Annotated in this window: 13 protein-coding genes and 1 pseudogene; 13 read left to right on the forward strand and 1 reads right to left on the reverse strand. The window is 38.3% G+C overall.

Annotated features, from left to right (window positions below):
- Positions 1-416: 416 nt before the first annotated feature.
- From HMPREF2731_RS03430 to HMPREF2731_RS03445, 4 genes and pseudogenes are all read left to right on the forward strand, one after another.
- Positions 417-1,001: a recombinase family protein gene (locus tag HMPREF2731_RS03430; protein WP_002308171.1), complete on the forward strand. Its 585-nt coding sequence runs from the start codon at positions 417-419 to the stop codon at positions 999-1,001.
- Complete coding sequence (locus HMPREF2731_RS03435; protein ID WP_070872332.1) at positions 979-1,236, forward strand: helix-turn-helix domain-containing protein; 258 nt, start codon at positions 979-981, stop codon at positions 1,234-1,236. The genes HMPREF2731_RS03430 and HMPREF2731_RS03435 overlap by 23 nt, the downstream gene beginning before the upstream one ends.
- Positions 1,229-2,032, forward strand: a pseudogene (locus HMPREF2731_RS15255) (AAA family ATPase). The gene HMPREF2731_RS03435 and the pseudogene HMPREF2731_RS15255 overlap by 8 nt, the downstream one beginning before the upstream one ends.
- 107 nt (positions 2,033-2,139) lie before the next feature.
- Positions 2,140-2,400: an ArsR family transcriptional regulator gene (locus HMPREF2731_RS03445; RefSeq protein WP_227140619.1), complete on the forward strand. Its 261-nt coding sequence runs from the start codon at positions 2,140-2,142 to the stop codon at positions 2,398-2,400.
- 60 nt (positions 2,401-2,460) lie between these two features.
- Here the strand turns inward: HMPREF2731_RS03445 and HMPREF2731_RS03450 are convergent, their stop codons facing one another.
- Complete coding sequence (locus HMPREF2731_RS03450) at positions 2,461-3,291, reverse strand: manganese catalase (protein WP_002286789.1); 831 nt, start codon at positions 3,289-3,291, stop codon at positions 2,461-2,463.
- Between the two features lie 207 nt (positions 3,292-3,498).
- Between HMPREF2731_RS03450 and HMPREF2731_RS03455 the strand changes: the two genes are divergently transcribed.
- The 9 genes from HMPREF2731_RS03455 (at position 3,499) to HMPREF2731_RS03495 (ending at position 16,559) form a co-directional block, all read left to right on the forward strand.
- A complete protein-coding gene (locus HMPREF2731_RS03455) occupies positions 3,499-4,833 on the forward strand; it encodes an ABC transporter substrate-binding protein (RefSeq protein ID WP_002316508.1) in 1,335 nt (444 codons plus the stop codon).
- 40 nt (positions 4,834-4,873) lie between these two features.
- Entirely contained in the window at positions 4,874-5,785 is a 912-nt protein-coding gene (locus HMPREF2731_RS03460; protein WP_002291248.1) for a carbohydrate ABC transporter permease, read from the forward strand.
- Positions 5,782-6,636 carry a carbohydrate ABC transporter permease gene (locus tag HMPREF2731_RS03465; protein ID WP_002308183.1) on the forward strand — a complete coding sequence of 285 codons (855 nt, stop codon included), beginning with the start codon at positions 5,782-5,784 and terminating at the stop codon, positions 6,634-6,636. Before HMPREF2731_RS03460 ends, HMPREF2731_RS03465 begins: the two co-directional genes overlap by 4 nt.
- The gene (locus tag HMPREF2731_RS03470; RefSeq protein WP_002313354.1) at positions 6,633-7,253 is read left to right on the forward strand and encodes a DUF624 domain-containing protein; all 621 of its coding nucleotides are present in this window, start codon (positions 6,633-6,635) and stop codon (positions 7,251-7,253) included. Before HMPREF2731_RS03465 ends, HMPREF2731_RS03470 begins: the two co-directional genes overlap by 4 nt.
- 1 nt (position 7,254) lies before the next feature.
- Positions 7,255-7,773 (forward strand): phosphatase PAP2 family protein, encoded by a 519-nt coding sequence (locus HMPREF2731_RS03475; protein ID WP_002312039.1) that lies wholly within the window; start codon positions 7,255-7,257, stop codon positions 7,771-7,773.
- A gap of 300 nt (positions 7,774-8,073) precedes the next feature.
- On the forward strand, positions 8,074-12,570 hold the full coding sequence (locus tag HMPREF2731_RS03480; protein ID WP_002320173.1) for a SpaA isopeptide-forming pilin-related protein: 4,497 nt from the start codon (positions 8,074-8,076) through the stop codon (positions 12,568-12,570).
- On the forward strand, positions 12,570-13,883 hold the full coding sequence (locus HMPREF2731_RS03485) for a pilin N-terminal domain-containing protein (protein WP_002313356.1): 1,314 nt from the start codon (positions 12,570-12,572) through the stop codon (positions 13,881-13,883). The genes HMPREF2731_RS03480 and HMPREF2731_RS03485 overlap by 1 nt, the downstream gene beginning before the upstream one ends.
- Positions 13,876-15,591, forward strand: coding sequence for a SpaH/EbpB family LPXTG-anchored major pilin (locus tag HMPREF2731_RS03490; RefSeq protein ID WP_002313357.1), 1,716 nt, complete (start codon positions 13,876-13,878; stop codon positions 15,589-15,591). Before HMPREF2731_RS03485 ends, HMPREF2731_RS03490 begins: the two co-directional genes overlap by 8 nt.
- Positions 15,592-15,665: 74 nt before the next feature.
- Positions 15,666-16,559 (forward strand): class C sortase, encoded by an 894-nt coding sequence (locus HMPREF2731_RS03495; RefSeq protein WP_002316506.1) that lies wholly within the window; start codon positions 15,666-15,668, stop codon positions 16,557-16,559.
- The last annotated feature ends 93 nt before the right edge of the window (positions 16,560-16,652 follow it).

Below are 16,652 nucleotides of genomic sequence, written 5' to 3' on the forward strand. Positions count from 1 at the left end.
CGAGTTATTTACACAAAATTATTGACGCTACCATGATGCGTTGATAAGATATAAAACTCCCTAACTACTATATAGGGAGTTTTTATTTGTATATAAGTGCATCTTTTTGTCTTCAGGAAGAAAAAAAGTAATCCCAAAATTGTCGTAGGATTTCCTAGTAAAATAGCAGCAGTGAAGAATAAGTAAAACCTATCCTATATTTATTTGCTTTATATTCATTATTTTGTTTCTATACTGAATGAAGCTCATAAATAGAGTGGACAGAAAATCAGGCGTTTCTGAACAGTCTATTTTTTTATCTTATTTCTATAATTTTGATTCTATTATGTGTTCATAAACCCATATCAAAATCTATGTTCATTTATACCATCGGTATAAAGTTATGTTACAATAAAATTAATGAGGGAGTGATTTTTTTGAAAATAGGATACGCCCGGGTATCTACTGGTTTACAAAATTTGGATTTACAAGAAGACAGCCTAAATAAATTTGGTTGTGAAAAAATTTTTACCGATCATATGAGTGGGGCAAAAAGTAATCGACCAGGATTAGAAATGGCGATTGATTTTGTTCGCTCTGGCGATACACTTGTCGTTTGGCGATTGGATCGATTAGGACGGAATATGGAAGATTTGATTTCAATTGTCAATCGATTGAATGAACGCGGCGTAAGTTTTCATAGTCTTCAGGAAAATATTACAATGGATAAATCTAGTTCGACTGGTCAGCTAATGTTTCATTTGTTTGCAGCATTCGCAGAATTTGAACGCAACCTGATTTTAGAAAGATCCGCAGCAGGACGAGCAGCAGCTCGAGCAAGAGGGCGATTTGGAGGACGTCCTGAAAAATTAAAAGCACAAGACTTAGAATTATTAAAGACTCTAGTTGATAGTGGAACACCTATTAAAACTATTGCCGAACGTTGGAATGTTTCTCGAACAACGATTTATCGTTATTTAGATAAAATGGAGGGAAAAGATGGAAAAACAAACGCTCACTAATTTTTCAGAACAGCAAAGAATAGATGCGATGAAAAAATATAAAATTATTGAGCCTTATCTTAATAAACAAAAAACGATAAAAGAAATAGCTATTAAAAATAAAGTACCTACTCGTACACTTTATCGCTGGGTACAAAAATATGAACATGATGGTCTAGTTGGTTTAATTAGGAAGATACGAACTGATTTTGAGCAAATTAGGGTTTCAGAAGAAGTTAGACAAAAAAATGAATAAAACCTTTATTGAAACAAAAGAATATAAACGATTTGCTGAATTTTGTGACGCATGTATTAAATATAAGTATATTGGAATTTGCTATGGTGCTCCTGGCGTAGGTAAAACATTATCTTCGAGGTATTACTGTAATTGGGATAATATAGAAAAACAAATTGCCTAGCATCGTGCTGATGATATTGGAAAAAATGCAACAGATGAAATATTAAGTGTAAATAAAGTTTTTTATACTGCACCAACTGAAAAGATGTCTCGTGTCAGTTCTGATATTAACACAATAACTAGTAGAATAGGTCTGACTAAAGCAATGCATATGGTACTAAAATACAATCAAGAAGATCCTTCTGTTCCTAAAACCTATGAAGCAATTGATTTAATTATTGTCGATGAAATTGATCGGTTAAAGCTTCAGCATTTAGAACAGCTAAGAGATATTTATGATAGAAATGATCTGGCAATGGTTCTTATCGGTATGCCTGGTATTGAAAAAAGGTTGTCTCGTTATCCGCAACTTTACTATCGCATAGGATTTGCGCATGAATTTGATAACCTTAGTAAGGATGAAACACATCATATTTTGGAATACAAATGGTCAGACTTAGGAATTGATATTAAGTTAGAAGATTTTTCTGATTATGAGGCTATCACAACTATCATTAAAATTACAAAAGGAAATTTTAGGCTTATTCATCGTTTATTTGCATAGATTGATCGTATTTTAAGAATCAATCAAATAGATAAGATTACTGTAGAAGTTGTCGAAGCAGCAAGAGATAGTTTAGTGATAGGTATATAAGAAGCTACCAAAAATTGGTAGCTTTTGTCATTTAATACTAAAAATTTTTGCCATTTAAATAGAAAAGTGACATTCACAACAACTATCTTGTGATGGAAAACCATCATGTGGAACTTACAGAAGAAGGCGTTTGTTATTTCAAAGACTTAGGAATAGATATTGACGCACTGAAAAAACAATCTGGAGCATTTGTGAAACCTTGCTTAGATTGGACAGAACGAACATTTCATTTAGGAGGAAATCTCGGGAACGCGTTTTTCCGATGGTGTAAAGAGAAAGAATATATCACATTGGATCCAGAAAACAGAGGTGTTCGCTTAACTGCTGAAGGAAATTTATTTTTCAAGAAATTTAAAGCGAGCCAATAGGAAAGTCGTTTCTAATACAATAAAAAGGTTGTGACAAAAATCTTGTCACAACCTTTTTTCTTATTTCTTGAATGGAGGTGTCCCATACATTTTTGGTGTTACTGGTTCTAATTTTGGTGCAGCGCCTTCGATCTTAGGTTCTTTCAACCATTGATATTCGCCTTCTCCGTCCAGTGCTTTGCCACTAGCCCAAGAACCTTCACTACTTTGGTCTCCCTCTGAGAAGTTATAGAAGTCATAAGCAATGTCTTTTCGTTCTTTGTCACGTGGGAAAGTACTTGGGACTAAGATCGAACCTTCTTTTTCTTCTAATTCTTTCACTGCACATTCCCATAGATTTTGATGATAACTATCTCTTGCAAGGAGAACAGACAGCATATCTTTTACGCCACGATCATCAATCATTTCGTAAATACGTGCTACTTGAAGTCTTCCTTGTGATTCGGCATTTAAATTAGCTCTAAAATCTGCTAACAAGTTGCCACTCGCAATGATATAGGCACCGCTCCATGGATTGCCCACGCTGTCAGCAGGACGAGGTCCTAAGCCAGCTACGATCGCGTGCTGTGGATTCATTCCAGAGATAATGGCACCAATTGTTGGATCTTTTTGCATTGCTGCTTCTTGATCTTCAACAGGCGCACCCTCTAATAAACGAGCAACCATTGTCGCCAACATTTCCACGTGGCCGATTTCTTCTGTTGCAATGTCCATCAGCATATCTTTATATTTTTCTTCTCCTCGGCAGCTCCAACCTTGGAACAGGTACTGCATAGCTACACTCATCTCGCCATATTGGCCGCCGATCAGCTCCTGCAGATATTTCGCGATTAATGGATTCGGACGATCTGGTTTTGCCTCAAACTGCAATTCTTTCTGGTGTCTAAACATCAAAATTCCTCCTAATCTTTTTTTAATACATTCTCATTCTGCTATGAAAAATTAAAAAATTCAAAGAAAACGCTCGCGAATTATATAAAGTGTTGGTATCATTAATAATTTTTCGATGATCATACCTTATAAATTGTTATTTTCAGAACAAAATGATATCGTTATATTAAAACCGATATCGGTTACATTAAAATTTGGAGGTAAAATATGAAAAAAATATTGTTTACAGGATTGTTGGCAAGTTCAGCATTGTTTTTATTAGGAGGATGCGGATCAAGTAATACAAGCGATGCCAGCTCAAGTGCAGCAAATTCTTCTGAAAAAACAAGTGATGGAAGAAAAAATATTGATTTCTGGTCCTTTTGGGGGTCGGGCGCACGAAAAGAAGCCATCGAAGAAATCATTGAGGATTTCAACCAATCACAAGACGAGATCCATGTAAATTATAAGTATCAGCCATGGGGGGATATTTGGACCAAATCTTTATCTGCAATAACGGCTGGAAATGCACCTGATGTTATTGTACAGGACATAAATTCCGTTGCGCAAAGAGCAGAAGCACAGCAAGCAACCAATCTCTCTGAGTATGTAGATAAAGACACTTCTAAGGATTTTTATCCGCAGCTTTGGGATACAGTAGAATATAAAGGTGATCCTTATGCCATCCCTTTCAATACAGATACACAAGTCATTTTTTATAATAAAAAGTTATTTAAAGAAGCTGGAATCAGCGAACAAGATCTACCGACAACTTGGGATGAATTAGAAGAAACAGCACGTAAACTAGATAAAAAAGATGGAAAAGAGTTTACGCGTATCGGTTTTTATCCATTATGGAATTTAGGCGCGGATGTATGGGCGCTAAACGCAGACAACGGGACTAGTTGGTTTGATAAGGACGAAAAAGTCAAGATTGATACTAAAAACAAAGTGGAAGCCTTGGAATGGATTCAAGACTGGCAGGATTATTATGGAAAAAATACAATCAACAAATTAGAAGCAGAATTTGGTTCTGGTGTGTCTGATCCATTTATTTCTGGATTAGTAGCCATGCGCGCCCAAAACATCAATTATTACTCTAGCTTGATGGAAAACGCACCGGATGATTTTGATTTTGGCGTGATGCAGCTTCCAGAAAAAGAGGAAGGTTCAGGTCATTGGTCATGGGGTGGCGGATTCGTCTTGGAAGTACCATACGGAGCAAAAGATCCTGAAGCCTCTTATGAATTCATCAAATATCTTTCTTCTCCAGAAGTACAAGAAAAATTCGGCGAAAAAAGTTTTGACATCATGGCAAGCAAGACAGCCAACGAGAATTTAGTGAATAATGACAACCTAACGGACAAAGGGAAAATGATCTATCAAATGGCGGACGAAAACTTTAAAAATACGGTGATCACACCAGTTCCTTTAGATGCACCGGATTATACGACATTAGTGAATGAACAGATCGACCAGATTCTTTTAGGAACAAAATCAGCAAAAGAAGGATTGGCAGATGCACAAAAAGCAGTAGAGAACTTAGTCAAGCAAAATCAATAATCCGTTTTTGACTGTCTAGGTAAAGAGGAGGCAAGAAAATTTGAAGCGTTTATCTATCCGAAAGAAAAAAGAAGCAAGATGGGCCTATTTATTTATCTCGCCTTTTATTATCGGTTTTTTAATCTTTATGCTAGGGCCTATGCTTTTTTCAGTTATTGGTAGTTTCACCGATTATAATTTGACATCCAAGATGAATTTCATTGGTCTAGCAAATTTCAAAAGAATGTTCGTTCATGACGATTTATTTTGGAAATCGTTATACAACACCGTTTATTTCGTCATCTTCAATGTACCGCTGACGACGATTTTCAGTGTGTTTTTAGCCACAGTACTCAATCAAAAAATCAAAGGAATCAGTGTATTCCGTACAGTTTTCTATTTACCGGCAGTCTTATCAGGAGTAGCAGTCTACATCTTATGGATGCAGCTGCTTTCTCCATCTGCAGGATTGATCAACACATTTCTGGGCTGGTTCCACATCCCTGGACCAGCTTGGTTGTTTGATCCACAATGGACGAAACCAGCGTTGATTTTGATGAAAATATGGAGTTCTGGAGGAGCAATGCTACTTTACTTAGCTACATTACAAAATGTTCCTAGATCTTTATATGAATCAGCAGAAATCGATGGAGCAGGCGTTTGGGGAAAGTTCAAAAGTATTACTTTGCCATTAATCACTCCTATTATTTTTTACGATGTGATCACCTCTACGATCGGTTCTTTCCAAATTTTTCAAGAAGCTTATGTCATGACGAAAAATGGAACAGGTGGGCCTGCAAATTCCTTGCTTTTTTATAATCTGCATATGTGGAACAAGGCGTTCGTCGCTTTTGATATGGGGTATGCGATGGCTATGTCGATGATCCTATTTCTGATCGTTTTGGTTCTGACTTTTGTCAATTTGAAGCTTGCACCTAAATGGGTCTATTATTCTGGAGGTGACGGCAAATGATGGATTATTTTAAAAAGACCAGTGTGAATCGGCAATCAAAAAAAATGCTAAGCTATGTGCTTATGACGGTAATAGGAATTATTTTGCTCATTCCATTGCTTTGGATGGTATTTACTTCATTGAAACCAATGGAAGAAATCGTTCGTTATCCTCCGACCTTTTTCCCAGAAAAAATCGTATGGGAAAACTATCTGGATACGATTGCCGCATTTCCTTTTTGGCGCTATGCAAGAAATACATTATTCATCACTGTGCTAGTAGTGATTGGTAATGTCCTTTCGAATTCTTTTATTGCTTATGGATTTGCGAAGCTTGATTTTCCTGGGAAAAAGCTGATGTTTGCTTTGGTTCTTTCTACGATGATGATCCCAGGGTTTGTAACGATGATTCCTCAATATGTATTATTCTCCAAGATCGGCTGGGTAGGTACTTATTTGCCCCTGATCGTTCCATCGTTCTTCGGCAATGCGTTCAATATATTTCTGATGCGTCAATTTTACTTATCGATCAATAATGAATTGATCGAAGCTGCTGAAATCGACGGAGCGAATCATTTGTATATTTGGAGTCATTTGATGCTTCCATTGACGAAACCTGCTTTGATCACGATTGCAATCAATTCCTTCAATGCGGCTTGGAATGATTTCTTAGGTCCTCTTTTATATATCCAAGATCAAGAAAAATACACGTTGCAGATTGGCTTGCAAGTTTTTCAGAACCAAGCGACGACACAATGGAATTATCTGATGGCAGGAGCAACACTTGTCTTGATCCCGACGATCTTGCTGTTCTTTTTTGCACAACGTTATTTCATTGAAGGAATGGATTTGACAGGAGGATCAAAAGGATGATGAATCGGTCGATTGGTAAAAGAGCCAATGATTATTTCTTAGAAATCATTGAATGGATACCACGTCTTATCCAGTTACAGCTACTGTGGTTCCTGTGCGTCTTGCCTGTTTTCACATTGGGATCTGCAAGTCGAACAGTTCTGTATATGATTTATTATTACAAAAAAAATAAAGAGAAAAAGCTCAGTTCATTATACTGGAAGAAGTTCCGTGAGAATATTTCTCTTTATGGAAAGCAAGATAGTTTAGCAAGTAGTTATTTTTTTCTTTTATTCATCGATTATCGGATTTTCCATTATTGGGGTGGGAGAATTGGCTATACATTGATGTATACTACGTTGTTTTTGCTTCTATTAAGTGCGGTTCTTTTTAGTTACAAAATCTTGCTTCAACTGGAAAATCAAAAAGAAGTCTCTTGGATTGCAGCATTTTTCTTGTTTTTTAATGATTTTAAAAGTGCACTTTTTTATTTAGCAGGCACGTCGATACTTCTGATTGTATTATGGTTTGCAGGACCAATCTACCTTGCTTTATTAGGTTTTAGCTTCTTGTTTTATTTTCAAGTCCTGCTTTTTATCCATCGTACGCAAGAAAAGGGTCTTAAAAAGGAGGAATAACATGCTGCGTTTGATTGCTAAAATCGATGATCGTATTATCAATAAGTTCGCTAAGCAACGAGAAACGGACAATCGGAAAATCAATTTCTTGAAATTTATCAGTAATATCTCTAATGGCGGTTTTATTTGGCTGCTCCTTGCTACGGTTTTAGTTTTGGTACCTGATACAAGAGAATATGGTCTAGCTATTCTTATAGGCAGTCTAATCTATTTTTTTGTTGGTCTACTTCTCATTAAAAAAACGACAAGGCGGAAACGACCCTATGAAAAAAATCGTCGGCTTATCCTTTACACAAGTAAACCGAAGACTTCTTCTTTTCCTTCAGGGCATACGGCACTTGCTTTTTTATCTGTAGCAGCGTTGTTCGAGTTAAGTCGTATTGCAGGAATATTAGCTTTTCTATTTGCTTGTTTGATCGCTTATTCAAGAATTTTTTTACTTTTACATTATCCTACTGATGTTTTAGGAGGAGCTATTTTAGGAAGTGTTATCGGCATCTTGTGTGCTGCCGTTATCTGAATCAATTGTATGAATAAAGCATGAGTGCGTAAATACGCATTTGTGCTTTATTTTTTTGTTTTTCAGGGAAACAGTCGGGGATTATTTACCTGTCTTAATAACTTAAGTTCTGTTAAATGAGAACGTTATAAAACTTTATAATCTAATTTTAATAATAAATGTTGTATAATTGGTGTTTTTTAACTAAAATGGATATTATTTGATTTAAAGTTAAAATTAAATTAGATTATAATTAGATAGACGTTGTTTTTGGTGTTTGTTGTGAAAGAAGACACATGTTTTAGAAAGGAGTATAAGAATGTGAAAGGGATAAAATTGAAGCTTTTGCAGTTAGCAGCTGTCAGTCTGCTATTTGGACCGTATTTCCAGTCTGTCTATCATATGACAGCATTGGATGTAGCTGCTGAGTCAACAGAAGTGAAGGAGGATGAGGTATTTCTAGATGAGGATTATGCAAAAATCGAAGGGAGGTATATCGAAAAAGAAGAAACGTTTGAATGGCATCTGGCTTTTGAAAAGAAAGAGAGTGCGAACGAAGGTAGAATACGTTTAGCAATCGATACAGCTGCTACCGGTATTGGTACCGTAAAAAACGTTCGGGGAACAGGTCTCTCCTCTTACGATGAAGATGGAGAAGACTTAAAAGTCGAGACAATCGATGGTCAAGAATGGTATGTCGGAAAATTTTATTCAAAAGAAGCTGAGACCGGCACATTGGTTTTTGAAACAGAAAAGATTCCAGATGTGAATGAAGGGGAACTACCTCTTCAAGTGGTGGTCGATGAAAGAATAGCTAATCAAGAATTACAAGAAAATGAAACAGATACAGAGGATTCCGCTGAAAATCAACGTAGCGAAGAAAATGAAACGGAAGAGCTGGACACACCAATCGTGCCCAGCGGTCAAGCACTCCAACGCATTCAACGCCGGTTATTCAACGGTATTTTAGAACGTCTTGGACCAACAGCTACGCAAGATCCATATGAATATATCTATCCTAGCGGAATAGCTGAAAACGATCAGCACCGCTATCCACGATTTACAACGAATGACTATACAAAAGTATTAGGAAATTGGTCACAAAGCAATGAACGCTATCAGGGAGAAAAAGGCTCACCATATGATGGAGAGAACTTGATCGATGATAGTGATTACACAATCGGGGGAGCGAACTGGCGAAATTATGACTATGCGGCTGATAATGGATCAACTGCAGGTGAAGAAGATGTAAATGTTCCGGCTCAAACCGTTCAGCTTTGGGGAGATGAACGGAATTTTGAAAACAGTTACTTGGATTATAACGGAGCGTATATCAAAAAATGGGTAGAACCTGTTCTATCAAACAACCCAACATCTGATCTACATCCTGAAGATGCAACGACACTTTATAACGTTTATCTAGATGTGATCGGAAGTGAGAAACAAGAAATCAGCCCGATCGATATCGTTTTTGTTCTAGATAAATCAGCCAGTATGAATGAGGGGACACTAGAAGGCGGAGGCCAGAGTAAAAATGCGGCACTGATAGAAGCAGTAAATGAAATTAGTGAAAATCTGCTATCCGACCCAAATATGGATATTCGGATCGGTATGGTGAATTTTTATCATAATAGTACAGTCATCAATAACCAGGAACAAATCAGTTCGGACATCTTTCCGTTGACAAATGACATCAATCGTTTAACGGGAAGTGAGAATACAGCACTAAATCGTACACCCATCGGAGGAACGCCGCTTACACTAGGACTTAAAAATGGCTATGAAACATTGTACGCGGATAATGGCGGAGAAAATAGAAATCCCGAAAAGATCCTGATCGTCGTAGGAGACGGAACACCCACCTTCAGTTATGCTCCAATTGAAAGAAGTAACAGACCAGATTTTACCAACTGGGCAGTTATGAATAATATGATCGCTCGAGATACAGGCGATTTATTTAAAAACTTTGAAACATATTCTGGAAATACATCAGGGGCAGGTTTTAGTTATCCTGTTGTCTATCCTTCAGAATTTAATCGTCCAGAAGATACGTGGGATTATAATTATCGTTACGGAGAAGTAAAAGAAGGTGATGATAAAGCGTTTCACTGGGTTGGTACTGGTGCTGCTAGCAATGGTACTACAGGAGAACCGGATACCCAAGAAAAATCATCTGCCATCAATACTGTTGCATATCATCATTGGCTGAAAAACAAGTACCAAGAGAACCCACCAAGTATTTTTTCCATTGGGTTAGGCATTGACGGAAGTGTTGCCGGCAGACAGCGGCTCGATGCAATTGGACGAAATGTATTAAAAAACATTGCTGATTTAAACGATGATGGCACAACACCGCGTTATTACGATGCGAACAACAAGAATGACATCATTACAGCCTTGGAGGACATCTCCTCTACTTTCAAGAAAACGATCCAACAAGCCACACTTTATGATGAAACTGGATTTAATGTTTCACCGTTTGGAGCTGGCAGATCGGCGGATATTCAGTTTTACCATCTAGATCCAGGAGAAAATGGCATGAAGTACCAAGAACCAGAAATATGGGATGTCACACGTCATGGGCAAGCACCGCCAGAAGTAGTGGCGACACCGACAACGTATGTCGGACGAGAAAATCAAGCCTATAAATTTTCTCCGATTTCTTTAGGTGAAGGGGAAATGGTCAGGATCAAGTATCAAGTAAAACTGGATGCAGGTGCACAAGACGGGAATTTCTATGCTGTAAATAATCAGGCATATATCCAAAATCTGGAAGATTATGATAACGATATCACATCTGGTCGAATGTATTTCCCAACGTCCTCTATTCGTTATGAACACAAAGACCGTAATTTGCAAGTTAGCAAAACAGGGCAAAATGGGGAACCTTTAGCAGGAGTCGAATTTGCTCTATATGATCAGGACCCGGATAGCGGGGATGTGGAACCGATTGAAACGAGAACAACTACCAACGATGGACTCGCAATCTTTGAAACGAAGATCCCTGTGCTGGGGGATGAAACAGGTGCTGTCAGTGATATTTTCTGGATCAGAGAGATCGCTGGACCGCCACGTTATCAGTTAGTGGATGAGACGTATCAATTCCAAATCAAAAAATATAGTTCCAGCGGAGATACAGCGCTTGGTCACTATGAGTTGGTAGCAGCAAATACTTCAGGAGTAAGAGTTGGTGGAGAAGAAGGTAGCGATCCTGATTCTTATTATGAAGGCGAATACCACAAACTTTCAATTGTTCAAAATGTCAATGAGGACGAAACGGATTATGAAGACTTGTATGTCAAACTGGAAATGCGGAATGAATTCAAGCCAGTCCACATGAACATCAATAAATTAATTGAAGGAAGCACTACGCCAATCAATGGGGCAGAGTTTGAACTTTATCAAACCGATGGAAGCGGACTTGAAATTGGAACGCCGGTAGCTAAAGGAATCTCTGGTGCAAATGAAGCAGACGAAGAGAAAGGAATGCTCACGTTCTATTCAGTAAATGAAAATGGAGAATATTTGCTCGTGGAGGGTGAGAAAGTCATTCATCCTATTGGAGAACCAGATTCATTTATTCATACGGACAGTGAAGAAAATGCCAACTATGCAGAATACAAAATCGTTGAAAGTCAAAGCCCAGAAGGTTTCAAAGAACCTAGCGAAAACGACACATGGATCTTGCGACTTTACGACAATGAAACAGGCATCATCCAGCTTAGACGAACAGGTGAAGCAAGTTGGCAATATCTCACCCATTCAACAGACGAAGAGGGCCGATTATGGGTGGCATTCACTGCTTACAATACGTTTGATTACCGGGAGATCCGGGTTAGAAAATTAGATCATGAAGGTAATCCTTTAGATGGTGCAGGTTTTGACATTAGGAAAATAGGAGATTCTTCCTTCCCGCTGTATCGAGCATACACAGGCAATCCATTAGAACCAGAAGAAACGAAACGTTTGTCTGGAATCGGTTACTTCTATCTTTATACGATCGGTGTAGAGAAGTACGTCGATTTAGAATACAGTCAACCACTCCGTTTGTCTATCGGTGAATATGAAGTTTCGGAATCTGTTGCACCAAATGGGTATCAATTGTCTGATCAAGTATTCCAGTTTGCACTGAATGAAGAAGGGAAATTTGTCATTGGAGAGACAGTCATCGAAGACGAAACTGATCCGTTACCGGAGGGTTATGACATCATCGATGGTGTATTACAAGTAACCTTAGAAGATGAACTAGCACCAATCGATCTGGAACTTTTGAAAGTTGACAGTATGAGTAGTCGACGTCTTGAAGGCGCAGAATTTTCAATTGAGAAACAAAATAGTGCAGGAGACTATGAACTCATCGACGGAGGCTTGGCACCAGATCCAAACGATTCTTCCCTATTCAATGCTTTGGATTTGACGGAAGGATTCTATCGGATCAAGGAAGTGAAGTCGCCGGACGGCTACAGGAAACTTCCAGGCTACTTTATTTTAGAAATTAGTTATCGAGAAGAACCAGAAGTGGAAAATGATCGGGTCGTTCCAGGAAAAGAAGCCGGGACACTAAAAGTTGAGATTTCTTATTATCCAAACGAAGAAGCAGAGACTCCTGATCTGCAGCAAGAATTAGAGTATGAACTTTTGGATACGAACCGAATCAGGCTACAGCTTAGTGTCGGGAATGATCCTGAAAATCCATTGCCTGCTACAGGGGGATCTGGACGATTATTCTATATCCTGCTTGCTGCATTCTTCGTGGCACTTGCCGGTGCAGCCTATGGTTTGTATGTCAGACAATCTAAAAAGGAGGGGGCAAGGTAATGAAAAAGCTGTTGTGTTTGATGCTTCAATTACTTGTTGTACTGCCATTTGTAGCAGTCCTTCTTCCTCAAACGATGTCGGCAGAAGAATTAGGGGAAGACGTTGTGGAATTCGTATTGCATAAACGGATGATTCGAGATATCGATTATAACGACCAATTTGAATTCCATGAAAATGACGGTCTGGCTATCTCTGAGGAAGCGGGAAAAACAGCAGATATCATTTCGCAGACAGTTCCGCTAAATGGAGCGACATTCGCCGTTTACGATATGACCGATTATTATCATGACAAAAAAGCTGCTGAGAACATGACCTCTAGAGAATTCGTCCAGCAAATCGCTGAAACGAGCAGAAACAATATCCGTCAGTTAATCACAGAAGAAAGACTTGCTCAGGTTGGGGAATCGGTAACGACTGGAAAAGATACGGTTGGTGGATTAGGAGATGGGATTGCACGCATCCAAGTACCTAAGAAAAACCAAGATCGAGATGCAGTTTATTTGATTTTTGAAGAATCAATTGATCCGGAAATCGGGTTGAATGTGGATATCGATCAAACAGCGATCCCGATTGCTGCTGTTTTGCCAATCTATCATCCAACAGAACCAACCGAGGAACTGCAAGAAATCCATATCTATCCTAAAAATGTCGGTTATTTAAGAGATCCATACTTTTTCAAGTATGGACGACAAAGAGGAACAACTGAAAAAGGACGCCCATTAGAAGGTGCTGTTTTTGCTCTGTATCAGATAATAGAAGGCGAAAAATATTATTTAGACATGGCTCCTGCGAATGACTTGAAAAATCAATGGATCAAACCAGCAAACAACGATCCTTTGAATGATAAAAATGTAAGCAAATTCATTTCAGATAAAGACGGTCTAGTCACGACAGGTCAACGATTCTTGCCCTCTGGTACCTATTATTTTGAGGAATTGAAAAGTGTAGAAGGGTACGAAATGGACGAAGCAAGTAAGCAAATCGAGGTCATTGTCCCTGAATCTTGGGTGGATGCAGAAGGACAGCCGCAATATGTAATGGTCAATGGGCAGAAGATGGCTGAATTGGAATCCGGAAAAGTTCCAGCCTCTGCCTATGAATCAGCAACACCACGCGTGTATAACGAGACCATAAAAGAAACAACGGACAAACCGAAAGAACCAAGTGGACCAAGCAATCCAAATCAACCTGTGAAAGGGTCCGTATTTCCACAAACCAATGAAGCAAGAACATTGATTTCTTTGTTAGGAATCCTTTTGTTGTTAGGTGCTGTTTTATTAATAAAAAAAGAACGGGGAGAAAAAAATGAATAAAAAAATGATGACCATGGGGATGAGTGCGCTGTTGCTCGCAGCTGTAGGTTTAGGAAGTTTTGGAAATGGAAAATTAGTTCACGCTGAAGAAGTCACGGAAAAACCAAGTGAAGTGACAATCACATTACACAAAAAAGCATTCACGACTGTGCCTGAAGAACGACCGAACAGCGGGTTGATATCAGATGATTTTGGCAATGAAAATCTTCCAGGCGTCGATTTTGAAATGTTTGATGTTACAGATGTCTATTATAATTTGCTGAAAGATGACCCTAGAACAACTGACATAGATGATGATGGGTTAGAACCTGCTGCTGCGATTGCTTTGATCCAATCAGATCACACAGCAGCATGGTTTGTATCTTATGGTATCGAAAGTATAGATAAGCAGACGACTGGCGAAAATGGTGAAGCTGTTTTTGAAAAGGTACAGGTAACTGAAACAACGGGAGAATTAAGAGATAAAGTCTATCTCTTCTTAGAAACATATTCACCAGCTCATATTTCAAGAATCGCGTCTCCAATGGTTGTCATGATGCCAGTTATGATGCCAGATATTATTGGCGGTGTATGGGATGGAACCTCTTGGAAAGATACGTACAACACCGATGTACACTTGTATCCTAAAAATGAAATCCAAGATTCTTCCAAAGAAATGAATGTAGATGAAGCGGACGTTAGAACAGTGACGATTCGCAATGAAAATGGTGAAGAAACGATCCGATATGTTGACTTGGAAAAAGGAAAAACAGTTTCTTATACAATAACTGCACCGATTCCTTACTTTATTGATGAAATCAATGAGGACAATAGAACAGTCATCACGCATTTCACGATCACAGATACGCCAACAGAAGGTTTGAGTTATTTTGATCAGGATATCCTTGTACAAGCAGGAGATACAACACTGATAAAAGATACTGATTATACAGTAACAAAAGCGGGTAACGGTTTTGTCGTGGAGATCATTCTTGAAACAGGAGGTATACCGAACAGAGCAACGCTTGAAAAATTAGGGAATCATCGCGGCGGGAAATTAACTGTTACCTATGACTTACAAGTCAATGCAGTCATCAATGCAGACGAATTCCATAACAATACAGCGTTGATCGAAATCGGTAGAGGTGACGAGTATGACTACAACGAACGTCGCGTACCACCAGAAGAAGTAACGACTGGCGGGAGAAGATTTGAAAAGTTTGATGCTTCAAGTAATGCTTTACTAGACGGTGCAAGATTTGAATTGTGGAACGAAGAGAAAACTGCTTATGCTGTTTTCTATAAAGATGGCGTACGATTACCTATTTATGAGTCAGGTGCTGATGCAGAAGAAATCACAATCGATTGGATAAGTGATAATAGTGTAGAGGCAACAGAATTTGTCTCAAATGACCAAGGATACTTCGAAGTTGTTGGATTAGATTACGGAACATATTTCATGAAAGAAACAGTAGCACCAGAAGGATATGTTTTACCAACAGGTGAAGCAGCTTTCACAGAGTTCAATGTAGAACTTGGTAGCTATGATGATGAACTTGTGATTGTGGGCTATGAGTATCCAGGAGCAGCACGCGTACCAAACGTAAGACAAGGATTTCTTCCTTCTACTGGAGGAAACGGGATCTTAGCATTCTTGCTGATCGGTCTAAGTTTGATGATTGGGGCCTACAGCTGGTACCGTAAATCTAAAATGAAGTCTGAAGTATAAGCAACAAAAATAAGCTGCAGCAATCGGTTTTTATAAAGGTTGCTGCGGTTTTTTTAAATAAGAAGGTGAAGAAAATGAAAAAGAAAACAGAGAAAAGACCTCAAACAAAAATCAGTATATTATTACAATTATTCATGGCAGTGATGTTTTTTACAGGAGCTGCAGTTTTTACATATCCATTTTTAGCTGATGCTCTCAGCAATTATTTGGACCAAAGAAGGATCGAGAATTATCAAAAACAGCTTGCACGAGAGAAAGAAGAAAAAAATGAGCAACGATTAGCGGTACAAGAAAAGAAAAATCAGGCGCTTGCTCGTACGGCAGCCATCCCAGGAATGGGTCAAGTCAAAGATCCTTTTGAACAAGCGGTTAGAGATGTCCGAAATCCAGGAAAAGAATACTACGAACAACATATGATCGGAGCAATCTATATTCCGAAAATCAATGTTAGCTTGCCTTTATTCGATGAAACAAATGATCTTTTATTAGATAGAGGAGCGACAGTTCTACAAGGTACCTCTTTTCCAATTGGAGGAGAAAGTACACATTCCGTCATTACCGCCCATAGCGGTGTTGCTGAGAAAAAATTGTTTACAGATCTTGAAAAAATGGAGAAAAATGACCGTTTCTATCTTGAAGTATATGGTCGTATGCTCGCTTATGAAGTCGTTGAGAAAATCGTTGTCCTTCCAACAAAAACAGATACATTAGCAATCAGAGAAAAACAGGATCTGGTCACACTTATTACTTGCACACCTTATACTGTGAACACCCACAGGTTACTGGTGACAGGAAAGCGATTCCCTTTTACAGAAGAAGCCTCTTCGAAGATGGAAAAGACAAAAAGATACCATCTTTATCGATTACTTGCGCTCTTACTAGGGGTATTGTTAATACTAACTCTTTTCGGTTATTGGGGTTATCGAAAATTTAAAAGACAAAAACAACCAAAGAAAAATAACAGATGATAGACCAATTATTAAGAATAACATAATAAATTTCAGCTGCTTGGAAGAGACAAAAGCGATTAAATCGCCTATTTTCAGTTTTTTTTAACGTTT

Origin of the sequence: Enterococcus sp. HMSC072F02, from assembly GCF_001837725.1 — a bacterium.
Lineage (GTDB): Bacteria > Bacillota > Bacilli > Lactobacillales > Enterococcaceae > Enterococcus_B > Enterococcus_B lactis.

Bases quoted from the DNA above. Each gene is read 5' to 3' on its own strand.
- HMPREF2731_RS03435 (WP_070872332.1), top strand. From the start codon at position 979: ATGGAAAAACAAACGCTCACTAATTTTTCAGAACAGCAAAGAATAGAT.
- HMPREF2731_RS03450 (WP_002286789.1), bottom strand. From the start codon at position 3,291: ATGTTTAGACACCAGAAAGAATTGCAGTTTGAGGCAAAACCAGATCGT.
- HMPREF2731_RS03455 (WP_002316508.1), top strand. From the start codon at position 3,499: ATGAAAAAAATATTGTTTACAGGATTGTTGGCAAGTTCAGCATTGTTT.
- HMPREF2731_RS03465 (WP_002308183.1), top strand. From the start codon at position 5,782: ATGATGGATTATTTTAAAAAGACCAGTGTGAATCGGCAATCAAAAAAA.
- HMPREF2731_RS03470 (WP_002313354.1), top strand. From the start codon at position 6,633: ATGATGAATCGGTCGATTGGTAAAAGAGCCAATGATTATTTCTTAGAA.
- HMPREF2731_RS03475 (WP_002312039.1), top strand. From the start codon at position 7,255: ATGCTGCGTTTGATTGCTAAAATCGATGATCGTATTATCAATAAGTTC.
- HMPREF2731_RS03485 (WP_002313356.1), top strand. From the start codon at position 12,570: ATGAAAAAGCTGTTGTGTTTGATGCTTCAATTACTTGTTGTACTGCCA.
- HMPREF2731_RS03490 (WP_002313357.1), top strand. From the start codon at position 13,876: ATGAATAAAAAAATGATGACCATGGGGATGAGTGCGCTGTTGCTCGCA.
- HMPREF2731_RS03495 (WP_002316506.1), top strand. From the start codon at position 15,666: ATGAAAAAGAAAACAGAGAAAAGACCTCAAACAAAAATCAGTATATTA.